This window comes from Variovorax sp. FG153, from assembly GCF_057809595.1.
Window position 1 is genome coordinate 1 of sequence record NZ_JBMDKG010000036.1, and the last position, 14,965, is coordinate 14,965.

Consider the following 14,965-nt stretch of genomic DNA (forward strand, 5'->3'; position numbering starts at 1 on the left):
CGAGGACCGCGGTCCTCGCCTGGGCGACACCGCCTTCCGTGCCCAGCGCGAGGCGCTCGAGCGTGCCGACATGGCACTGCGCAAGCTGGCGGCCCAGGCCCACGGCGAAGCGCTGACCCAGGTGCTCGGCGCCTGGGAGCAGCGCGATGCCGCGCGCCTGCCGAGCGTTCAGGAACTCGGCCGCGCGGTCACGCCCGCGGTGCGCAGCAGCTGGTCGCAGGCAATCGGCGCTTCGCCGGCCGCGCGTGCCGACGAGGCTGCCGAAGCGCTGCTGCGCCTCGAGATGGCCGCCGAAGTGCCCACGCCCGCCGAGCAGCTCGAAGCGCGCCGTGCGCTGCAGCTCAAGCTGCTGACCAAGCGCGGCGATCCGGCGCCGGCCCAGACCTGGGGCCAGGATGCCGGCAAGGTGCTGGCCGCTGCGCACGACGCGACCAGCGCGCGGCGCCTGCAGAACGCGCTGAAGGCGCTGCTGCGCAAGTAAGCGGCCGACGCGCCGCCGCGGGCCCGGGCGCCCGTGGCGAGCCCGGCATTCCTCGGGCCGCTTCGTGCGGCCCTTCCTTTTTCCGACTTTCGACGATCGCCGCATGGCCTCCACTCCTGACGCATCTCCCGTACTGATCGCCGGTGGCGGCATCGGCGGCCTTTCGCTCGCGCTGACCCTGCACCAGATCGGCGTGCCCTGCCGCGTGCTCGAAGCGGTGCCCGCGCTGCAGCCGCTGGGCGTGGGCATCAACCTGCAGCCCAACGCGGTGCGCGAACTGCACGAGCTCGGCATCGGCAACGACCTGCTCGACCGCATCGGCATCCAGGCGCGCGAATGGGCGCTGGTCGGGCGCAACGGCAACGAGGTCTATGCCGAGCCGCGCGGACTGCGCGCGGGCTACCGTTGGCCGCAGTACTCGCTGCATCGCGGCGAGCTGCAGATGCTGCTGTATCGCACGGCGCTCGAGCGGCTCGGGCCGGATGCGATCCAGCTCGGCCAGCGGGTCACGGGCTATCGCAACGGCGAGCAGGGCGTGACCGCGCTGGTCGAGTCGCGCGACGGCCAGCGCAGCGAGGTCGAGGGCCGCCTGCTGGTGGCGGCCGACGGCCTGCATTCGGCGGTGCGCGCGCAGATGCATCCGCAGCAGCCGCCGATCCAGTGGGGCGGCGCCATCATGTGGCGCGGCACCACGCCGGGCGTGCCGGTGCGCAGCGGCGCGTCCTTCGTCGGCGTCGGCTCGCTGCGGCATCGCGTGGTGCTCTATCCGATCTCGCCGCCCGATCCCGCCACGGGCCTGGCCACCATCAACTGGATCGCCGAGATCACGGTCGACAACGCGGAGGGCTGGACGCAGGGCGACTGGAACCGGCGCGTCGAACTGAAGGACTTCGCCCACCACTTCGATGGCTGGGACTTCGGCTGGCTCGACGTGCCCTCGATGCTGCGCGGCGCGAAGGAGGTCTTCGAGTACCCGATGATCGACCGCGACCCGGTGCCGACCTGGGTCGACGGCCATGTCGCGCTGCTCGGCGACGCCGCGCACGTGATGTACCCGGTGGGTTCCAACGGCGCGAGCCAGGCCATCGTCGATGCGCGCGTGCTCGGCGCCTCCATGCTCTCGCACGGCGTGACGCCGGCCGCGCTGCGCGCCTACGACGAGCGCCTGTGCGCCGACATCTCGGCGCTGGTGCTGCGCAACCGCGGAGCCGGTCCGTTCGGCCTGCTGGGCCTGGTCGACGAGCGCTGCGGCGGCGTGTTCGACGACATCGAGCAGGTCATTCCGGCGGCCGAGCGCGAAGCCTACATGGCGCGCTACAAGGCCGCGGCCGGCTTCGCGATCGAGACCCTCAACGCGGCGCCGTCGACGATCGCGCCGGGCGCGAGGATCGCCGCCTAGCCTCGGCTCGGCGGCGGGCCGAAGAAGCGGTCGAACAGTTCGAGCACGCCCGGAAAGTCGCGCCCGAAGTTCGCGCGGTTCACGAAGTAGGCCTCGCAGGCCACCGCGAAGAATTCGCCGATCGAGGTCGCGCCATAGTCGTCGAGCCAGGGCGGCTCGGCGCCGAAGCGCTCGGCCATGATGGTCTGCTCGCGGAAGGCCTCGTAGGCGGGCTGCAGCACGCCGAGCCAGGCCGCGCGCGCCTCGCGCGCATTGCGGCTGCCAGCGAAGCCCGGCGGCAGCGGCGGGCAGCCGTCGGCATCGCCGCCGCGCATGTCGATCTTGTGGGCGAACTCGTGGATCACCACGTTGTAGCCGCCCTCGCTGGTGGCGCCGCTGGCGAGCACGTCCTGCCAGCTCAGCATCACCGGACCGTGGTCCATGGCCTCGCCGGCCACGACTTCCTCGTATTCGTGGACCACCGAGGCCTCGTCGACCACCTTGCGCTGGGCGACCACCTCGGAGGGATGCACCACGATGCCGACGAAATCGTCGTACCAGACCAGGCCGCCGCGCAGGTGCAGCACCGGCAGCACGGCCTGCGCCGCGATCGCGAGCGCGACCTCATCGGTGATGACGAAGCCCTGGGCACCATGGAACTGCTTGTCGCGCAGGAACTGCGCCGTGAGCACGCGCAGCCGCTCGACGTCGGCGGCCGGGCGCTCGGCCAGGAAGGCATAGCGCGCGAGCGTGGCCTGCCAGGCGGCTTCGGGAATCGGGGGCAGGGCGCGCGGATGGCGCAGGCGGCGCAGCCAGTCGAGCATCGCGTGGGGTGTGTCTAGCGCAGATCGACGCGCTGGGCGCCCGCCGGGGACAGGCACAGCAGCTGCGCGCGGGGCGGATGCGCGGCGGCATCCCAGTCGCTGAGCACGAGGCGGCGCAGGCCGTTGCCGAGGTCGTGGTCGGCCGGGCGGTGCGTGTGGCCGTGGATCAGCGTGCGTGCGTTGCCACGCGCGAGCCAGTCGCGCGCCGCATCGGCATCGACGTCGGCCCAGACCACCGAGGGATCGCGCTTGCGGTCCTCGCTTTGCACGCGCATCGCGCGCGCGAGGGCGCGGCGCTCGGCGAGCGGGCGCGCGAGAAAGGCCGATTGCCACTCGGGCGTGCGCACCTGGGCGCGAAAGCGCAGGTAGTCGGTGTCGTCCAGGCACAGCGCGTCGCCATGGCTCAGCAGCCAGCGTTCGCCGTGCAGCACCAGCACCGTGGGATCGTCGAGCAGCGTGAGACCGCTTCGGGCCGCGAGCGCGGCGCCGACGAGGAAGTCGCGGTTGCCGTGCATGAAGAACACCGGCAGCCGCGCGGCCGTGCGGCGCAGCAGCTCGGCGCACTGGGCCTCGAAGCCCGGCTCGTCGGCCGCGTCGTCGCCGACCCAGACTTCGAACAGGTCGCCGAGGATCACCAGCGCGTCGGCCGGCGTGCTCTCGAGATAGCCGCGCCAGGCCTCGAAGGTGGCGGGCTCGCCGGCCTGCAGGTGCAGGTCGGAGATCAGGTCGACGGTGCGCCAGGAGGCAGGCGCCACCAGTTCCGCGAAGGCCGCGGGTGCAGTGGCTGCCATGCTCATGCCGCCGCCGGCCCTGTCGTCATTCGCCGACGACGACGGCCTTCTCGATCACGACGTCCTCGAGCGGCACGTCGTCATGGAAGCCCTTGCGGCCGGTCTTCACGGCCTTGATCTTGTCGACCACCTCGGTGCCCTTGACCACCTTGCCGAACACGGCGTAGCCCCAGCCCTGGGCCGAGGGGGCGGTGTGGTTGAGGAAGCCGTTGTCGGCCACGTTGATGAAGAACTGGGCGGTGGCCGAGTGCGGCGCGCTGGTGCGGGCCATCGCCACGGTATAGACCGCGTTCTTCAGGCCGTTGTTGGCCTCGTTCTCGATCTCCGCGCCGGTGGGCTTCTGCTTCATGCCGGGCTCGAAGCCGCCGCCTTGAACCATGAAGCCGGGGATCACGCGGTGGAACACCGTGTTGTCGTAGTGGCCCTTCTTCACGTACTCGATGAAGTTGGCGGTCGACTTCGGCGCCTTCTCGGCGTCGAGTTCGAGCGTGATCACGCCGAGGTTTTGGATGTGCAGGTCGACTTGGGGATTGCTCATGCTGGATGCTCCTTGAAAGGGGTGGGGCTGGCTTACTTCGCCAGGGTGGCGGACTGGATCACGACCGGCGTGACCGGCACGTTCTGCATGCCGTTCTTGTTCCCGGTGGCGACGCCGCGGATCTTGTCGACCACGTCGGTGCCCGCCACCACCTTGCCGAACACCGTGTAGCCGTAGCCGTCGGGGTTGGGGGCGTTGAGCGAGTCGTTGTTCTTCACGTTGATGAAGAACTGCGAGGTGGCCGAGTTCGGGTTGCCGGTGCGCGCCATGGCGATCGTGTACTTGTCGTTCTTCAGGCCGTTGCTCGCCTCGAGCGGGATCGGCGCGCGCGTGGGCTTCTGCTGCAGGTCGGCCGTGAAGCCGCCGCCCTGGATCATGAAGCCGTCGATCACGCGGTGGAACACGGTGCCGTCGTAGTGCTTGTCCTTGACGTACTGCAGGAAGTTCTCGACCGTCTTCGGCGCCTTTGCCGCGTCGAGCTCGACCACGATGTCGCCGGCCGAGGTCGCGAGCTTCACGCGCTGCTGTGCCTGGGCATGGCCCGCGGCGGCGAAGGCGAGGGTGGCCGCGAACACGAGGGCGCCGCGGCGGCTGAAACGGGAGAGGGCTTGGATCGTCAAGGAAAGAGCTCCGTGTCCGAGGGATGAAAAGGATGAAGGCTGGCCGTGGGAGCGCGAGCCTGCGAAAAACGTTCCGGCGCGAGGCCGCGTTTCGACGGCGGCTCGCGTCGCCTACTTGCTGGTGCGGCCCACCGGCTTGCGCACCACGGGCGCGGCGCCGGGCAGCGCGGCCGCGTCGGCTTCGGCCTTCGGCGTGAAGATCTGGCGGATCAGTTCGAGCTTCGGCGCGACGCTGGTGTTGGTGGTCGCGAAGCGCTGCGCCTTGGTGTAGGACTGGGCGGCGAGGCGCGCATACACGTCGCCGAGGTTCTCCTCGGCCGTGGCGTAGTTGGGGTTGAGCTTGAGCGCGGTCTCGAGCGCATCGCGCGCCTTGTCGAACTGGCTCTGCGAGGCATAGAGCGCCGCGAGGTTGTTGTAGGGCTCGGGCAGTTCGGGGAAGTCCTGCGTGAGCTGGGTGAAGGTCTTGACGGCCTCGTCCTTCTTGCCCTGCTCGGTGAGGATCACGCCGCGCAGGAAGCGCATCTGCGGATCGCGCGGCTTGCCGGCGATGTAGGTGTCGGCCTTGGCCAGCGCCTCGTTCGATTTGCCCTGGCGCAGCAGCAGGTTGACGTCGTCGTAGTCGTTGGCCTGGGCCGCGGAGGCCCACAGGCCGAACAGCAGGGCGATGGCGATCGAAAGTCTGGGAAACACGGCGTTCTTCATGAAGCCTCTGCAAAAGTGCGGCACGAATGCCGCGGAATTGGGGGCGGGGTGGAGCCGGGTCGGGAGCAAGCCTTGCGCTGCGCAAGGGCTCGAAAACACCCGGAAGAAGACTCGGCGGCAGCCGTTTATACTGCCCGGCATTGTAGCCGAGGGCCCCTGTCCAGCCGCCTCGTCGCCACAGCCCCATCACCCCTGAAAACACCGTCGTTCGCCCGCATCGCACGAGCGCGACACGACGCTTTCCGAATCTCATGAGTCTGCGCATCTACAACACGCTTTCGCGTGAACTGGAGGAGTTCTCCCCTTTGCTGCCCGGTCAGGTGCGCATGTACGTCTGCGGCATGACGGTCTACGACTTCTGCCACCTGGGCCATGCGCGCTCGATGATCGCCTTCGACGTGGTGCAGCGCTGGCTCAAGACCAGCGGCTTCGCCGTGACCTACGTGCGCAACATCACCGACATCGACGACAAGATCATCCGCCGCGCGGTCGAGAATGGCGAGAGCATCCGTTCGCTGACCGACCGCATGATCGACGCGCTGCACGAGGATGCCGATGCGCTTGGCATCGAACGCCCCACGCACGAGCCGCGCGCCACCGAGTTCATTCCGCAGATGCTCGCGATGATCGGCACGCTCGAGCAGAAGGGCCTGGCCTATCGCGCGCCCAACGGCGACGTGAACTACGCGGTGCGCAAGTTTCCCGGCTACGGCAAGCTCAGCGGCAAGTCGCTCGACGAGCTGCATGCGGGCGAGCGCGTGGCTGTGCTCGACGGCAAGGACGATCCGCTCGACCCGGTGCTCTGGAAGAGCGCCAAGCCCAGCGAGCCCGACGAGGTGAAGTGGGCCAGCGAGTTCGGGCCCGGCCGCCCGGGCTGGCACATCGAGTGCTCGGCCATGGCCTGCGACCTGCTGGGCGAACGCTTCGACATCCACGGTGGCGGCGCCGACCTGCAGTTCCCGCACCACGAGAACGAGATCGCGCAATCCGAGGGCGCGACCGGCCAGGCGCCGTTCGCGCGCACCTGGATGCACAACGGCTTCATCAACGTCGACGACGAGAAGATGTCCAAGAGCCTGGGCAACTTCTTCCTGATCCGCGACGTGCTCGAGAAGTACGACGCCGAGACCATCCGCTTCTTCGTCGCGCGCACGCACTACCGCAGCCCGCTGAACTACAGCAACGTGCATCTCGACGATGCACGCAACTCGCTCAAGCGCCTCTACACCGCGCTCGACGCGGTGGCGCCCGCGAACGTGGCGATCGACTGGACGCAACCGCACGCGGCGCGCTTCAAGGCCGCGATGGACGAGGACTTCGGCACGCCCGAGGCGATCGCCGTGCTGTTCGAGCTCGCGGGCGAGGTCAACCGCACGCGCTCGGCCGAGGTCGCGGGCCTGCTCAAGGCGCTGGGCGGCGTGCTCGGCCTGCTGCAGGGCAGCCCGCAGGCCTTCCTGCAGGCGGGCAGCGCGCTCGACGACGCGGCCATCCAGGTGCTGATCGCACAGCGTGCCGATGCCAAGGCCGCGAAGAACTTCGCCGAGGCCGACCGCATCCGCAAGGAGCTGCTCGACCAGGGCATCGTGCTCAAGGACTCGCCCACCGGCACCACCTGGGCCGTTGCCCAGTGAACGGAACGACCAATCCCATGCCCACCCTGCCCAAGACGAGCGTCGAGATCATCACGCCGGACTATTGGGAGGAGGCCTGCAGGCACCTGTCCAAGAAGGACCGCGTGATGAAGCGGTTGATTCCGCAGTTCGGCGATGCCTGCCTCGAATCGCATGGCGACGCCTTCGTCACGCTGGCGCGCAGCATCGTCGGGCAGCAGATCTCGGTGAAGGCCGCGCAATCGGTCTGGGACCGCTTCGCCGCGCTGCCGCGCAAGCTCACGCCGCGCAACGTGCTCAAGCTCAAGGTCGACGACATGCGCGCGGCCGGCCTGTCGGTGCGCAAGATCGACTACCTGGTCGACCTCGCGCTGCATTTCGACTCGGGCAAGGTGCACGTCGATGCCTGGAAGGACATGGCCGACGAGCTGATCATCGAAGAGCTCGTCGCCATTCGCGGCATCGGGCGCTGGACCGCCGAGATGTTCCTGATCTTCCACCTGATGCGGCCCAACGTGCTGCCCGTGGACGACCTGGGGCTGCTCAACGGCATCAGCGTCAACTATTTTTCGGGCGACCCCGTCAGCCGCAGCGATGCCCGCGACGTGGCCGTGGCCTGGGCCCCGTATTGCAGCGTGGCGACTTGGTATATTTGGCGCTCTCTCGACCCGGCGCCGGTCGTCGCATACTGAAAAACAGGAGAAGACGTTGGCGAAACGAACCTTCCTAGACTTCGAGCAACCCATCGCGGAGCTCGAAACCAAGATCGAAGAATTGCGCTATGTGCAGACCGAATCCGCGGTCGACATCTCGGAAGAAATCGATCAGCTCGGCAAAAAGAGCCAGCAACTCACCAAGGACATCTACAGCGACCTGACGCCCTGGCAGATCACCAAGATCGCGCGGCATCCGGAACGCCCCTACACGCTCGACTACGTCCACGAGATCTTCACCGACTTCGTCGAACTGCACGGCGACCGCCACTTCTCGGACGACCTCTCGATCGTCGGCGGCCTCGCGCGCTTCAACGGCACGCCCTGCATGGTGCTCGGCCACCAGAAGGGCCGCGACACCAAGGAGCGCACCGCGCGCAACTTCGGCATGAGCAAGCCAGAGGGCTACCGCAAGGCGCTGCGCCTCATGAAGACGGCCGAGAAGTTCAAGCTGCCGGTCTTCACCTTCGTCGACACGCCCGGTGCCTATCCCGGCATCGACGCCGAGGAGCGTGGCCAGTCCGAGGCCATCGGCCGCAACATCTTCGAGATGGCGCAGCTCGAGGTGCCGATCATCGTGACCATCATCGGCGAGGGCGGCTCCGGCGGCGCGCTGGCGATCTCGGTCGGCGACCAGGTGCTGATGCTGCAGTACTCCGTGTATTCGGTGATCAGCCCCGAAGGCTGCGCCTCGATCCTCTGGAAGACCAGCGAGAAGGCGCAGGAAGCCGCCGACGCGCTCGGCATCACCGCGCACCGCCTCAAGGCTCTGGGCCTGGTCGACAAGATCGTGAGCGAGCCGGTCGGCGGCGCGCACCGCGACCATCGCCAGATGTCCGCCTTCCTCAAGCGCGCGCTCAACGATGCGTTCCGCCAGGTCAGCGACCTGAAGCCGCGCGAACTGCTCGACCGCCGCTACGAGCGCCTCCAGAGCTACGGCCGCTTCACCGACACCAAGGCCGACGCCGGCCGCTGAGCCCGCTGGCGCAGCTTTCATGATCGCCGCCTTCGAACGGGCCCTGGCCGCGTTCGAGCCGGCGCATCTGCCGCTGGCCGTGGGCTTCAGCGGCGGGGCCGATTCCACCGCACTGCTGGCGGCCTGCGCCGCGCGCTGGCCGGGCCAGGTGCGTGCCTTGCACGTGCATCACGGCCTGCAGTCGGCGGCCGACGATTTCGAACGCCATTGCCGCGCGGTCTGCGAGCGGCTCGGCGTGCCCGCGAGCGTGCGGCGCGTCGATGCGCGCCATGCCGCCGGCGACAGCCCCGAGGATGCGGCGCGGCGCGCGCGCTACGAGGCCCTGGCCGCGATGGCGAGCGAGCAGGGGGTGCGCGCCATCGCGCTGGGCCATCACGCCGACGACCAGGTCGAGACCCTGCTGCTGGCGCTGTCGCGCGGCGCGGGGCTGCCGGGTCTTTCGGCCATGCCCGCGCATGCGCTGCGCGGCGGCATCGACTTCCATCGACCGCTGCTCGCGGTGCCTGGCAGCGAGATCCGCGCGTGGCTCGAGGCCACCGGGCTGCCGTGGATCGAGGATCCGACGAACACCGACGCGCGCTTCACGCGCAACCGCATCCGCGCCGTGCTGCTGCCCGCGCTGGCCGAGGCCTTCCCGCAGTTCCGCGGCACCTTCGCGCGCAGCGCCGGCCATGCGGCGCAGGCGCAGCAACTGCTCGACGAGGTCGCGGCGCAGGATCTGGAGACCGTCGGCGAGCCGCCGCGGATCGCCGCGCTGCAGGCGTTGTCGCGTGCCCGGCAGGCCAACGTATTGCGCCATTGGCTCGCGCGCGTGCACGGTCGCGCACCGAGCGCGGCGCAGCTCGACCAGTGGCTCGACCAGGTCCGCGCCTGCACCACGCGCGGCCACCGGATCCACCTCAAGGTGGCCGACGGTTTCGCCGAACGCAGGGGGGATCGGCTGCATTGGTACAATGCCCCGCCCTCGCCACCAGCCTCGCGCTGACAGCCTGCGGGGCGCCGCCTTCGCCGCATGCGCCGCATATGGTTGAAGCGCGGGATTTTTCTTCTCTCAGAATTCACCCATGGCATTGATCGTTCACAAATACGGCGGCACGTCGATGGGCTCGACCGAGCGCATCCGCAATGTCGCCAAGCGCGTCGCCAAGTGGGCGCGCGCCGGCCACCAGATGATCGTGGTCCCGAGTGCCATGAGCGGCGAAACCAATCGCCTGCTCGGCCTGGCGAAAGAGCTCGCGCCCAGCAAACCGGCCGAGGCGCACAACCGCGAGCTCGACATGCTCGCCTCCACGGGCGAGCAGGCCTCGTCGGCGCTGCTGGCGATCGCGCTGCAGGCCGAGGGCGTGGAGGCCGTGAGCTACGCGGGCTGGCAGGTGTCGGTGCGCACCGACAGCTCCTACACCAAGGCCCGCATCGAGAGCATCGACGATGCCCGCGTGCGCGCCGACCTCGCGGTCGGCCGCGTGGTCGTCATCACCGGCTTCCAGGGCGTGGACGATGCCGGCAACATCACGACGCTGGGCCGCGGCGGCAGCGACACCTCGGCGGTGGCGATCGCGGCCGCGATGAAGGCCAACGAGTGCCTGATCTACACCGACGTCGACGGCGTCTACACCACCGACCCGCGCGTCGAGCCCGATGCGCGCCGCCTCTCGACCGTGAGCTTCGAGGAGATGCTCGAGATGGCGAGCCTGGGCTCCAAGGTGCTGCAGATCCGCTCGGTGGAATTCGCCGGCAAGTACAAGGTGCCGCTGCGCGTGCTGTCCAGCTTCACGCCCTGGGACATCGACATCAATGAAGAGGCCAAGTCCGGCACGCTGATCACTTTCGAGGAAGACGAAAACATGGAACAAGCCGTCGTATCCGGCATCGCTTTCAACCGCGACGAAGCCAAGATCTCGGTGCTCGGCGTGCCCGACAAGCCGGGCATCGCGTATCACATCCTCGGTGCGGTGGCCGACGCCAACATCGAGGTCGACGTGATCATCCAGAACCTCAGCAAGGACGGGAAGACCGACTTCAGCTTCACGGTGCACCGCAACGAGTACGCGCGCACCGTCGACCTGCTGCAGGCCAAGGTCATGCCTTCGCTGGGCGCGACCGAGATCGTCGGCGACACCAAGATCTGCAAGGTCAGCATCGTCGGCATCGGCATGCGCAGCCACGTGGGCGTGGCGAGCAAGATGTTCCGCGTGCTGAGCGAAGAGGGCATCAACATCCAGATGATTTCGACCAGCGAGATCAAGACCTCGGTCGTGATCGACGAAAAATATATGGAGTTGGCGGTGCGCGCGTTGCACAAAGCCTTCGATCTGGACCAACCAGCCGCCTGAGTGATGGCATAATCTCGGCTTCTTTCAGGAACTGTGACCGAGTGGCCGAAGGTGCTCCCCTGCTAAGGGAGTATGGGGTGTAGAGCCTCATCGAGGGTTCGAATCCCTCCGGTTCCGCCAAGACCCGTGCCGAGGACGCAAGTCCAAGGACGGAAAAGCCCAGAAGCATCGCTGCTTCTGGGCTTTTTTCTTGGCCGCTCGGAATGCGCTCTGGGTGGCGCTTCCTTCTTTTCGTTCCTTCGCGGCCTGACAGCATGGCGGCGGCATTGCATGGCCGCCCGATCGTTTCGCCTACTGCCCGTGCACCGACACCTGCGACTCGGGCATGGCAGGCACGCCCGCCGGCATCGTGTCCACCAGCCGCACTTCCAGCGGATCGCAGGGCGCGCCGTTCTGGCGGCCGTCGAAGCGCACGCGGATGTGCGAATGCGTCGCGCCGGTGATGGTGCCCAGGCGTCCGTCGCAGAACACGCGGCTGCCGCGCTGGAACTGCAGGCCGAAACGGTCGTTGATCTCCTTGAAGCTCATCAGTACCTCCTGTTGTCGATGGGCTGGAGCGATGGTCGGGTGATTTAACAAAGGTTGCCGTCAGTTACCTGATGTCTTTGGTTGTAGGCGGAGTCGTGCGCGTCACGAAGGTCAAAACCTTAGCGTCGCGCGGTCAAGCCTTGTGAACTGCGTCGGCCTGAAAGCCATCGACGACGGCAATGAGGACGTGAAACCGTGAACTGTGAATCCGCAAGCGTGTGTTATTCACAAACCGTCCATGCAAAACGTAACTCGATTCTTCCTACCCATGCAGGGAGGAATTAACTTACGTAACTCGTCACACAAAAAAGGTACAGGGAGTGACAAACACATTGCAGGACAGCTTCGCCTGTCGCGTCAGCATGCCCATCGCCACGGCCGAGGAGCGATGTTTCCGCTACGTGCCGGCGGTCGCCATCTTTCGCCGGATTCCGCCGGAAATGCTCGATACCTGGCTGATGCCCGACGGAAAAGCCCGCGGCGACCGCGAGCTCGCGAGCGAGGTGCTGATCGAGGTGCGGCACGCGGGCGACGACAGCGGCGCCACGCCGCAGCGTTTCGATCTGTCGGAGGTGCTCGAGGTCGGGCGGGCCGCATCGCTGTTCGTCTCGACCTTTCTCTCGAGCCTGCCGCGGCCCTGAGCCGGAACGACAGCGGGCAGGCTGGCCCAAATCCAGTCGAAACATTGCCGAATTGCCAGCAAATCATTTCTGCTTTTGCGCGGAAAACGTGATTTTGTTCCGGCAAGAATGTTAACTTTTGTTGTCTATTTCGAGCCTGAGTCCTAAGATGGAGCGCACATGCACGCTCCCTCCCTCGTTCTCGAACTGCCGGATCACTGGACCGGCGCCTTCGAACCCACGATGAATGCCGACGGCTCCTGCGCCGGCGTGGCCGAGATCTTCCTGGACGGCGTTCCACGCTGCGCCCTGGTGATTTCCGAGCAGCCGACCTGGGACATCGCCTTCCAGCGCGCCCAGGCCAAGGCGGTCCAGTTCGTGCGCGCCTGGAACTGCAGCGCCGACTGAATCAGTCCGCCTTCGCGCCGGTCAGCTTCACCGCGTCGCCCCAGAACGCCATCTCGCTGCGGATGAAGGCCGCGAACTCCTCGGGCGTCCCGCCCTGCGGTTCGCTCGCGTTGTCGCGCATCGCCTGGCGCACCTCCTCGGTCTGCAGCGCCTTGTTCGCGGCCTCGTTGAGCCTGCGGATCACCTCGCGCGGCGTATGGGCCGGCGCCACCAGGCCACCCCACGAATAGATGCCGAAGCCCGGCAGGCCCGACTCGGCGATGGTCGGCACCTCGGGCAGCACCGCCGAGCGCGCCGTGGCCGCCACCGCGATCGGCCGCACCTTGCCGGCCCTGATCAGCGACTGCGAGGAGGAGATGTTGTCGAACATCACCTGCACGTCGCCCGACATCAGGTTCGACAGCGCGGGCCCGCTGCCCTTGTACGGCACGTGCAGCAGCTCGACCTGCGCGCGATGGGCGAACAGCGCGGTGGTCAGGTGGAAGGTGCTGCCCGGCCCGGCGCTCGCATAGGCCACGCGCCCGGGCCTGGCCCTGGCCTGCGCGATCAGCTCGCCGACGGTCTTCGCGGGAAAGTCGTTGTTCGCGATCAGCACCATGGTGGTCTTGCCCACGCGCATGATCGGCGCGAAGTCCTTCACCGGGTCGTAGGGCAGGCGCGCGAACAGGTTCGGGTTGATGCCGTGCACCGTGCTCGTGGTGTACATGATCGTGTAGCCGTCGGCCGGCGCGCGCGCGACGAACTCGGCGCCGATGTTGCCCGAGGCACCGGGCTTGTTCTCGACCACCACCGGCTGGCCGAGGATCCTGCCCATCTGGTTGGCGAGCAGCCGTGCCGTGATGTCGGTGGCGCCGCCGGGCGTGAAGCCGGCCACCAGCTTGATCGGGCGCGTGGGGAAGCTGTCGGCCTGGGCGCTGGCCGGCAGCGGGAGCGCCGCCGCCAGCAGGGCCAGGAGCGCGCCGCGGCGCGAGGCGTCTGCGTTCATGAGGAGGTCTCCTCGCTCAGGCGCGGGCCACGCCCACGCCCAGCCCGCCGTCGACCATCAGCGCGTGCGCGTTGACGTAGCTCGATTCGTTCGAGATCAGGTAGAGGCAGCCGTAGGCCACCTCCCAGCCCGTGCCCTGGCGGCCGAAGGGCACGGCCGCCGCGCGGCCCGGCCGCCGGCGCGAGGCGTCGCGGCCCATGGGCGTGTCCATCAGGCCCGGCAGCAGCGCATTGCAGCGGATGCCGCGCGGCTCGCCAGCCACCGCGATGGCGCGCGCCAGCGCCACCTGCGCGGCCTTCGAGGATTCGTAGGCCGGGTTGCGCCCGCTGTTGCGCACCGCGGCCAGCGAGGACATCAGCACGATGGCCGAGCCCGGCGCCATGAGTTCGAGCGCCGCCTGGCTGAACAGCATGTGGCTGCGCACGTTGACGGCGTACTCCTCGTCCCAGTCGGCCGCCGTCTGGCGGTCCAGCGGCAGGGCGCGCGAGATGCCGACGTTGAGCACCAGCCCGTCGAGCCCGCCCAGGCGCTCGGCGCAGCGCCGCACCAGCGGCGCGATGGCCGCGGCATCGCGCACGTCGGCGACCTCGGCGAAGGCCCGGCCGCCCTCGCGCTCGACCAGCGCGCAGGTCTGCTCGACCGCGGGCCGCGACATGTCGACGCAGGCCAGGCTCGCGCCCTCGCGCGCGAACAGTAGCGAGATCGCGCGGCCGTTGCCCACGGGCGGCTGTTCCTCGGGGATGTCGCGCTGGCCGGCGCCGATCACGAGCACGCGGCGGCCCTGCAGGCGGCCGCGGCCCGGCGAGCGGCCCAGCGTTTCGTCGTGCATCTGGAGGCCGGGGTCGAGTTCCTGGGGAGCGAGGTTCATGGTGCTGAAGGAAGAAGTTGTTCGGGGAAAGGGCGGGAAGGGCGGCCGTTCACTCGACCGTGCCGGGCGGCTCGATGTCGACCTCGAAGTTCTCGAGGAAGCGGCTCACCAGCATGTAGAAGCCGATCACCAGCGTGAGCTCGGCGACTCCGCCGGGCGTGAGCCGTTCGCACAGCGCCTCGAACATCGCGTCGGGCGCCTTCACGTGCAGCAGCACCTGGTCGGTGTAGGCCAGCACCATGCGTTCGGTCTCGTCGAGCGCGGCGGTGTCGGCGCCTTTCTCGAGCGCGGCGATCTTGTCCTCGGCCAGGCCGACGCGGCGCGCCACGCGCTTGTGCTGGTGCACCTCGTAGCTCGCGCCACTGAGGATGCCCACGCGCAGGATCGCGATCTCGCGCAGCTTCGCGTCGATCCGGTTGTCGCGCAGGATCGCGCCGCCCAGCGCGAGGAAGCCCTCGGCCGCCTTGCCCGCGTGCGGCAGCATGCGGTAGAGGTTGAGCGGCGGGCGCGAGGCGATCAGCCGGGTGTAGGAGTCGGGTGCCTGCGCGAGGTCGAAGTAGGGGATGCGGGCCATGGTGTGTCCGTTGGTG

17 protein-coding genes, 1 tRNA gene and 1 pseudogene are annotated in these 14,965 nt (G+C 68.5%); 10 read left to right on the forward strand and 9 right to left on the reverse strand.

Annotated elements, in window-relative coordinates:
• Both ACODT0_RS29890 and ACODT0_RS29895 read left to right on the forward strand, forming a co-directional pair.
• Positions 1-481: pseudogene (locus tag ACODT0_RS29890) on the forward strand (DUF349 domain-containing protein); the annotation flags it as partial.
• 103 nt (positions 482-584) lie between these two features.
• Positions 585-1,880 (forward strand): flavin-dependent oxidoreductase, encoded by a 1,296-nt coding sequence (locus ACODT0_RS29895; RefSeq protein WP_489042949.1) that lies wholly within the window; start codon positions 585-587, stop codon positions 1,878-1,880.
• Here ACODT0_RS29895 and ACODT0_RS29900 read toward each other — a convergent pair.
• From ACODT0_RS29900 to ACODT0_RS29920, 5 genes are all read right to left on the reverse strand, one after another.
• A complete protein-coding gene (locus ACODT0_RS29900; protein WP_261212804.1) occupies positions 1,877-2,683 on the reverse strand; it encodes a M90 family metallopeptidase in 807 nt (268 codons plus the stop codon). The two genes, ACODT0_RS29895 and ACODT0_RS29900, sit on opposite strands and share 4 nt — an antisense overlap.
• A 14-nt stretch (positions 2,684-2,697) precedes the next feature.
• Entirely contained in the window at positions 2,698-3,474 is a 777-nt protein-coding gene (locus ACODT0_RS29905) for a UDP-2,3-diacylglucosamine diphosphatase (RefSeq protein WP_489042950.1), read from the reverse strand.
• A gap of 25 nt (positions 3,475-3,499) precedes the next feature.
• Positions 3,500-4,012 carry a peptidylprolyl isomerase gene (locus ACODT0_RS29910; protein ID WP_057594469.1) on the reverse strand — a complete coding sequence of 171 codons (513 nt, stop codon included), beginning with the start codon at positions 4,010-4,012 and terminating at the stop codon, positions 3,500-3,502.
• Positions 4,013-4,044: 32 nt separating this feature from the next.
• Entirely contained in the window at positions 4,045-4,632 is a 588-nt protein-coding gene (locus ACODT0_RS29915) for a peptidylprolyl isomerase (protein WP_082321896.1), read from the reverse strand.
• Between the two features lie 111 nt (positions 4,633-4,743).
• Positions 4,744-5,334: a tetratricopeptide repeat protein gene (locus ACODT0_RS29920; RefSeq protein WP_057594467.1), complete on the reverse strand. Its 591-nt coding sequence runs from the start codon at positions 5,332-5,334 to the stop codon at positions 4,744-4,746.
• 251 nt (positions 5,335-5,585) lie between these two features.
• On the opposite strand from ACODT0_RS29920, the gene cysS reads away from it, so the two are divergent.
• From cysS to ACODT0_RS29950, 6 genes are all read left to right on the forward strand, one after another.
• Positions 5,586-6,965, forward strand: coding sequence for a cysteine--tRNA ligase (gene cysS, locus ACODT0_RS29925; RefSeq protein ID WP_057594466.1), 1,380 nt, complete (start codon positions 5,586-5,588; stop codon positions 6,963-6,965).
• 17 nt (positions 6,966-6,982) lie between these two features.
• The gene (locus ACODT0_RS29930) at positions 6,983-7,636 is read left to right on the forward strand and encodes a DNA-3-methyladenine glycosylase family protein (protein WP_057594465.1); all 654 of its coding nucleotides are present in this window, start codon (positions 6,983-6,985) and stop codon (positions 7,634-7,636) included.
• A gap of 16 nt (positions 7,637-7,652) precedes the next feature.
• Positions 7,653-8,633, forward strand: coding sequence for an acetyl-CoA carboxylase carboxyltransferase subunit alpha (locus ACODT0_RS29935; RefSeq protein ID WP_057594464.1), 981 nt, complete (start codon positions 7,653-7,655; stop codon positions 8,631-8,633).
• A 19-nt stretch (positions 8,634-8,652) separates the two neighbouring features.
• Positions 8,653-9,618, forward strand: a complete 966-nt coding sequence (gene tilS / locus ACODT0_RS29940; RefSeq protein ID WP_489042951.1) for a tRNA lysidine(34) synthetase TilS — start codon at positions 8,653-8,655, stop codon at positions 9,616-9,618.
• A 79-nt stretch (positions 9,619-9,697) separates the two neighbouring features.
• Positions 9,698-10,966 carry an aspartate kinase gene (locus ACODT0_RS29945; RefSeq protein WP_057594462.1) on the forward strand — a complete coding sequence of 423 codons (1,269 nt, stop codon included), beginning with the start codon at positions 9,698-9,700 and terminating at the stop codon, positions 10,964-10,966.
• A 27-nt stretch (positions 10,967-10,993) separates the two neighbouring features.
• Positions 10,994-11,086 (forward strand) — tRNA-Ser (locus tag ACODT0_RS29950).
• 171 nt (positions 11,087-11,257) lie between these two features.
• On the opposite strand, the gene ACODT0_RS29955 is transcribed toward ACODT0_RS29950, so the two are convergent.
• Complete coding sequence (locus ACODT0_RS29955; RefSeq protein ID WP_057594461.1) at positions 11,258-11,494, reverse strand: hypothetical protein; 237 nt, start codon at positions 11,492-11,494, stop codon at positions 11,258-11,260.
• Between the two features lie 320 nt (positions 11,495-11,814).
• On the opposite strand from ACODT0_RS29955, the gene ACODT0_RS29960 reads away from it, so the two are divergent.
• Entirely contained in the window at positions 11,815-12,135 is a 321-nt protein-coding gene (locus ACODT0_RS29960; protein WP_296725272.1) for a hypothetical protein, read from the forward strand.
• Positions 12,136-12,294: 159 nt separating this feature from the next.
• On the forward strand, positions 12,295-12,522 hold the full coding sequence (locus ACODT0_RS29965) for a hypothetical protein (RefSeq protein ID WP_057594459.1): 228 nt from the start codon (positions 12,295-12,297) through the stop codon (positions 12,520-12,522).
• A gap of 1 nt (position 12,523) precedes the next feature.
• On the opposite strand, the gene ACODT0_RS29970 is transcribed toward ACODT0_RS29965, so the two are convergent.
• The 3 genes from ACODT0_RS29970 to ACODT0_RS29980 are packed head-to-tail and all read right to left on the reverse strand — an operon-like array spanning position 12,524 to position 14,949.
• The gene (locus tag ACODT0_RS29970) at positions 12,524-13,507 is read right to left on the reverse strand and encodes a Bug family tripartite tricarboxylate transporter substrate binding protein (RefSeq protein ID WP_064262298.1); all 984 of its coding nucleotides are present in this window, start codon (positions 13,505-13,507) and stop codon (positions 12,524-12,526) included.
• A 16-nt stretch (positions 13,508-13,523) separates the two neighbouring features.
• A complete protein-coding gene (locus ACODT0_RS29975; protein ID WP_057594458.1) occupies positions 13,524-14,375 on the reverse strand; it encodes an SDR family NAD(P)-dependent oxidoreductase in 852 nt (283 codons plus the stop codon).
• A 49-nt stretch (positions 14,376-14,424) separates the two neighbouring features.
• Positions 14,425-14,949: a carboxymuconolactone decarboxylase family protein gene (locus ACODT0_RS29980; RefSeq protein WP_261212786.1), complete on the reverse strand. Its 525-nt coding sequence runs from the start codon at positions 14,947-14,949 to the stop codon at positions 14,425-14,427.
• Positions 14,950-14,965 lie beyond the last annotated feature (16 nt).

Excerpts from the sequence above, each read along its gene's own strand:
- ACODT0_RS29910 (WP_057594469.1), bottom strand. The coding sequence starts at position 4,012 with ATGAGCAATCCCCAAGTCGACCTGCACATCCAAAACCTCGGCGTGATC.
- ACODT0_RS29970 (WP_064262298.1), bottom strand. The coding sequence starts at position 13,507 with ATGAACGCAGACGCCTCGCGCCGCGGCGCGCTCCTGGCCCTGCTGGCG.
- ACODT0_RS29930 (WP_057594465.1), top strand. The coding sequence starts at position 6,983 with ATGCCCACCCTGCCCAAGACGAGCGTCGAGATCATCACGCCGGACTAT.
- ACODT0_RS29920 (WP_057594467.1), bottom strand. The coding sequence starts at position 5,334 with ATGAAGAACGCCGTGTTTCCCAGACTTTCGATCGCCATCGCCCTGCTG.
- ACODT0_RS29955 (WP_057594461.1), bottom strand. The coding sequence starts at position 11,494 with ATGAGCTTCAAGGAGATCAACGACCGTTTCGGCCTGCAGTTCCAGCGC.
- ACODT0_RS29980 (WP_261212786.1), bottom strand. The coding sequence starts at position 14,949 with ATGGCCCGCATCCCCTACTTCGACCTCGCGCAGGCACCCGACTCCTAC.
- ACODT0_RS29895 (WP_489042949.1), top strand. The coding sequence starts at position 585 with ATGGCCTCCACTCCTGACGCATCTCCCGTACTGATCGCCGGTGGCGGC.
- ACODT0_RS29900 (WP_261212804.1), bottom strand. The coding sequence starts at position 2,683 with ATGCTCGACTGGCTGCGCCGCCTGCGCCATCCGCGCGCCCTGCCCCCG.
- ACODT0_RS29905 (WP_489042950.1), bottom strand. The coding sequence starts at position 3,474 with ATGGCAGCCACTGCACCCGCGGCCTTCGCGGAACTGGTGGCGCCTGCC.
- cysS (WP_057594466.1), top strand. The coding sequence starts at position 5,586 with ATGAGTCTGCGCATCTACAACACGCTTTCGCGTGAACTGGAGGAGTTC.
- ACODT0_RS29945 (WP_057594462.1), top strand. The coding sequence starts at position 9,698 with ATGGCATTGATCGTTCACAAATACGGCGGCACGTCGATGGGCTCGACC.
- ACODT0_RS29965 (WP_057594459.1), top strand. The coding sequence starts at position 12,295 with ATGCACGCTCCCTCCCTCGTTCTCGAACTGCCGGATCACTGGACCGGC.
- tilS (WP_489042951.1), top strand. The coding sequence starts at position 8,653 with ATGATCGCCGCCTTCGAACGGGCCCTGGCCGCGTTCGAGCCGGCGCAT.
- ACODT0_RS29975 (WP_057594458.1), bottom strand. The coding sequence starts at position 14,375 with ATGAACCTCGCTCCCCAGGAACTCGACCCCGGCCTCCAGATGCACGAC.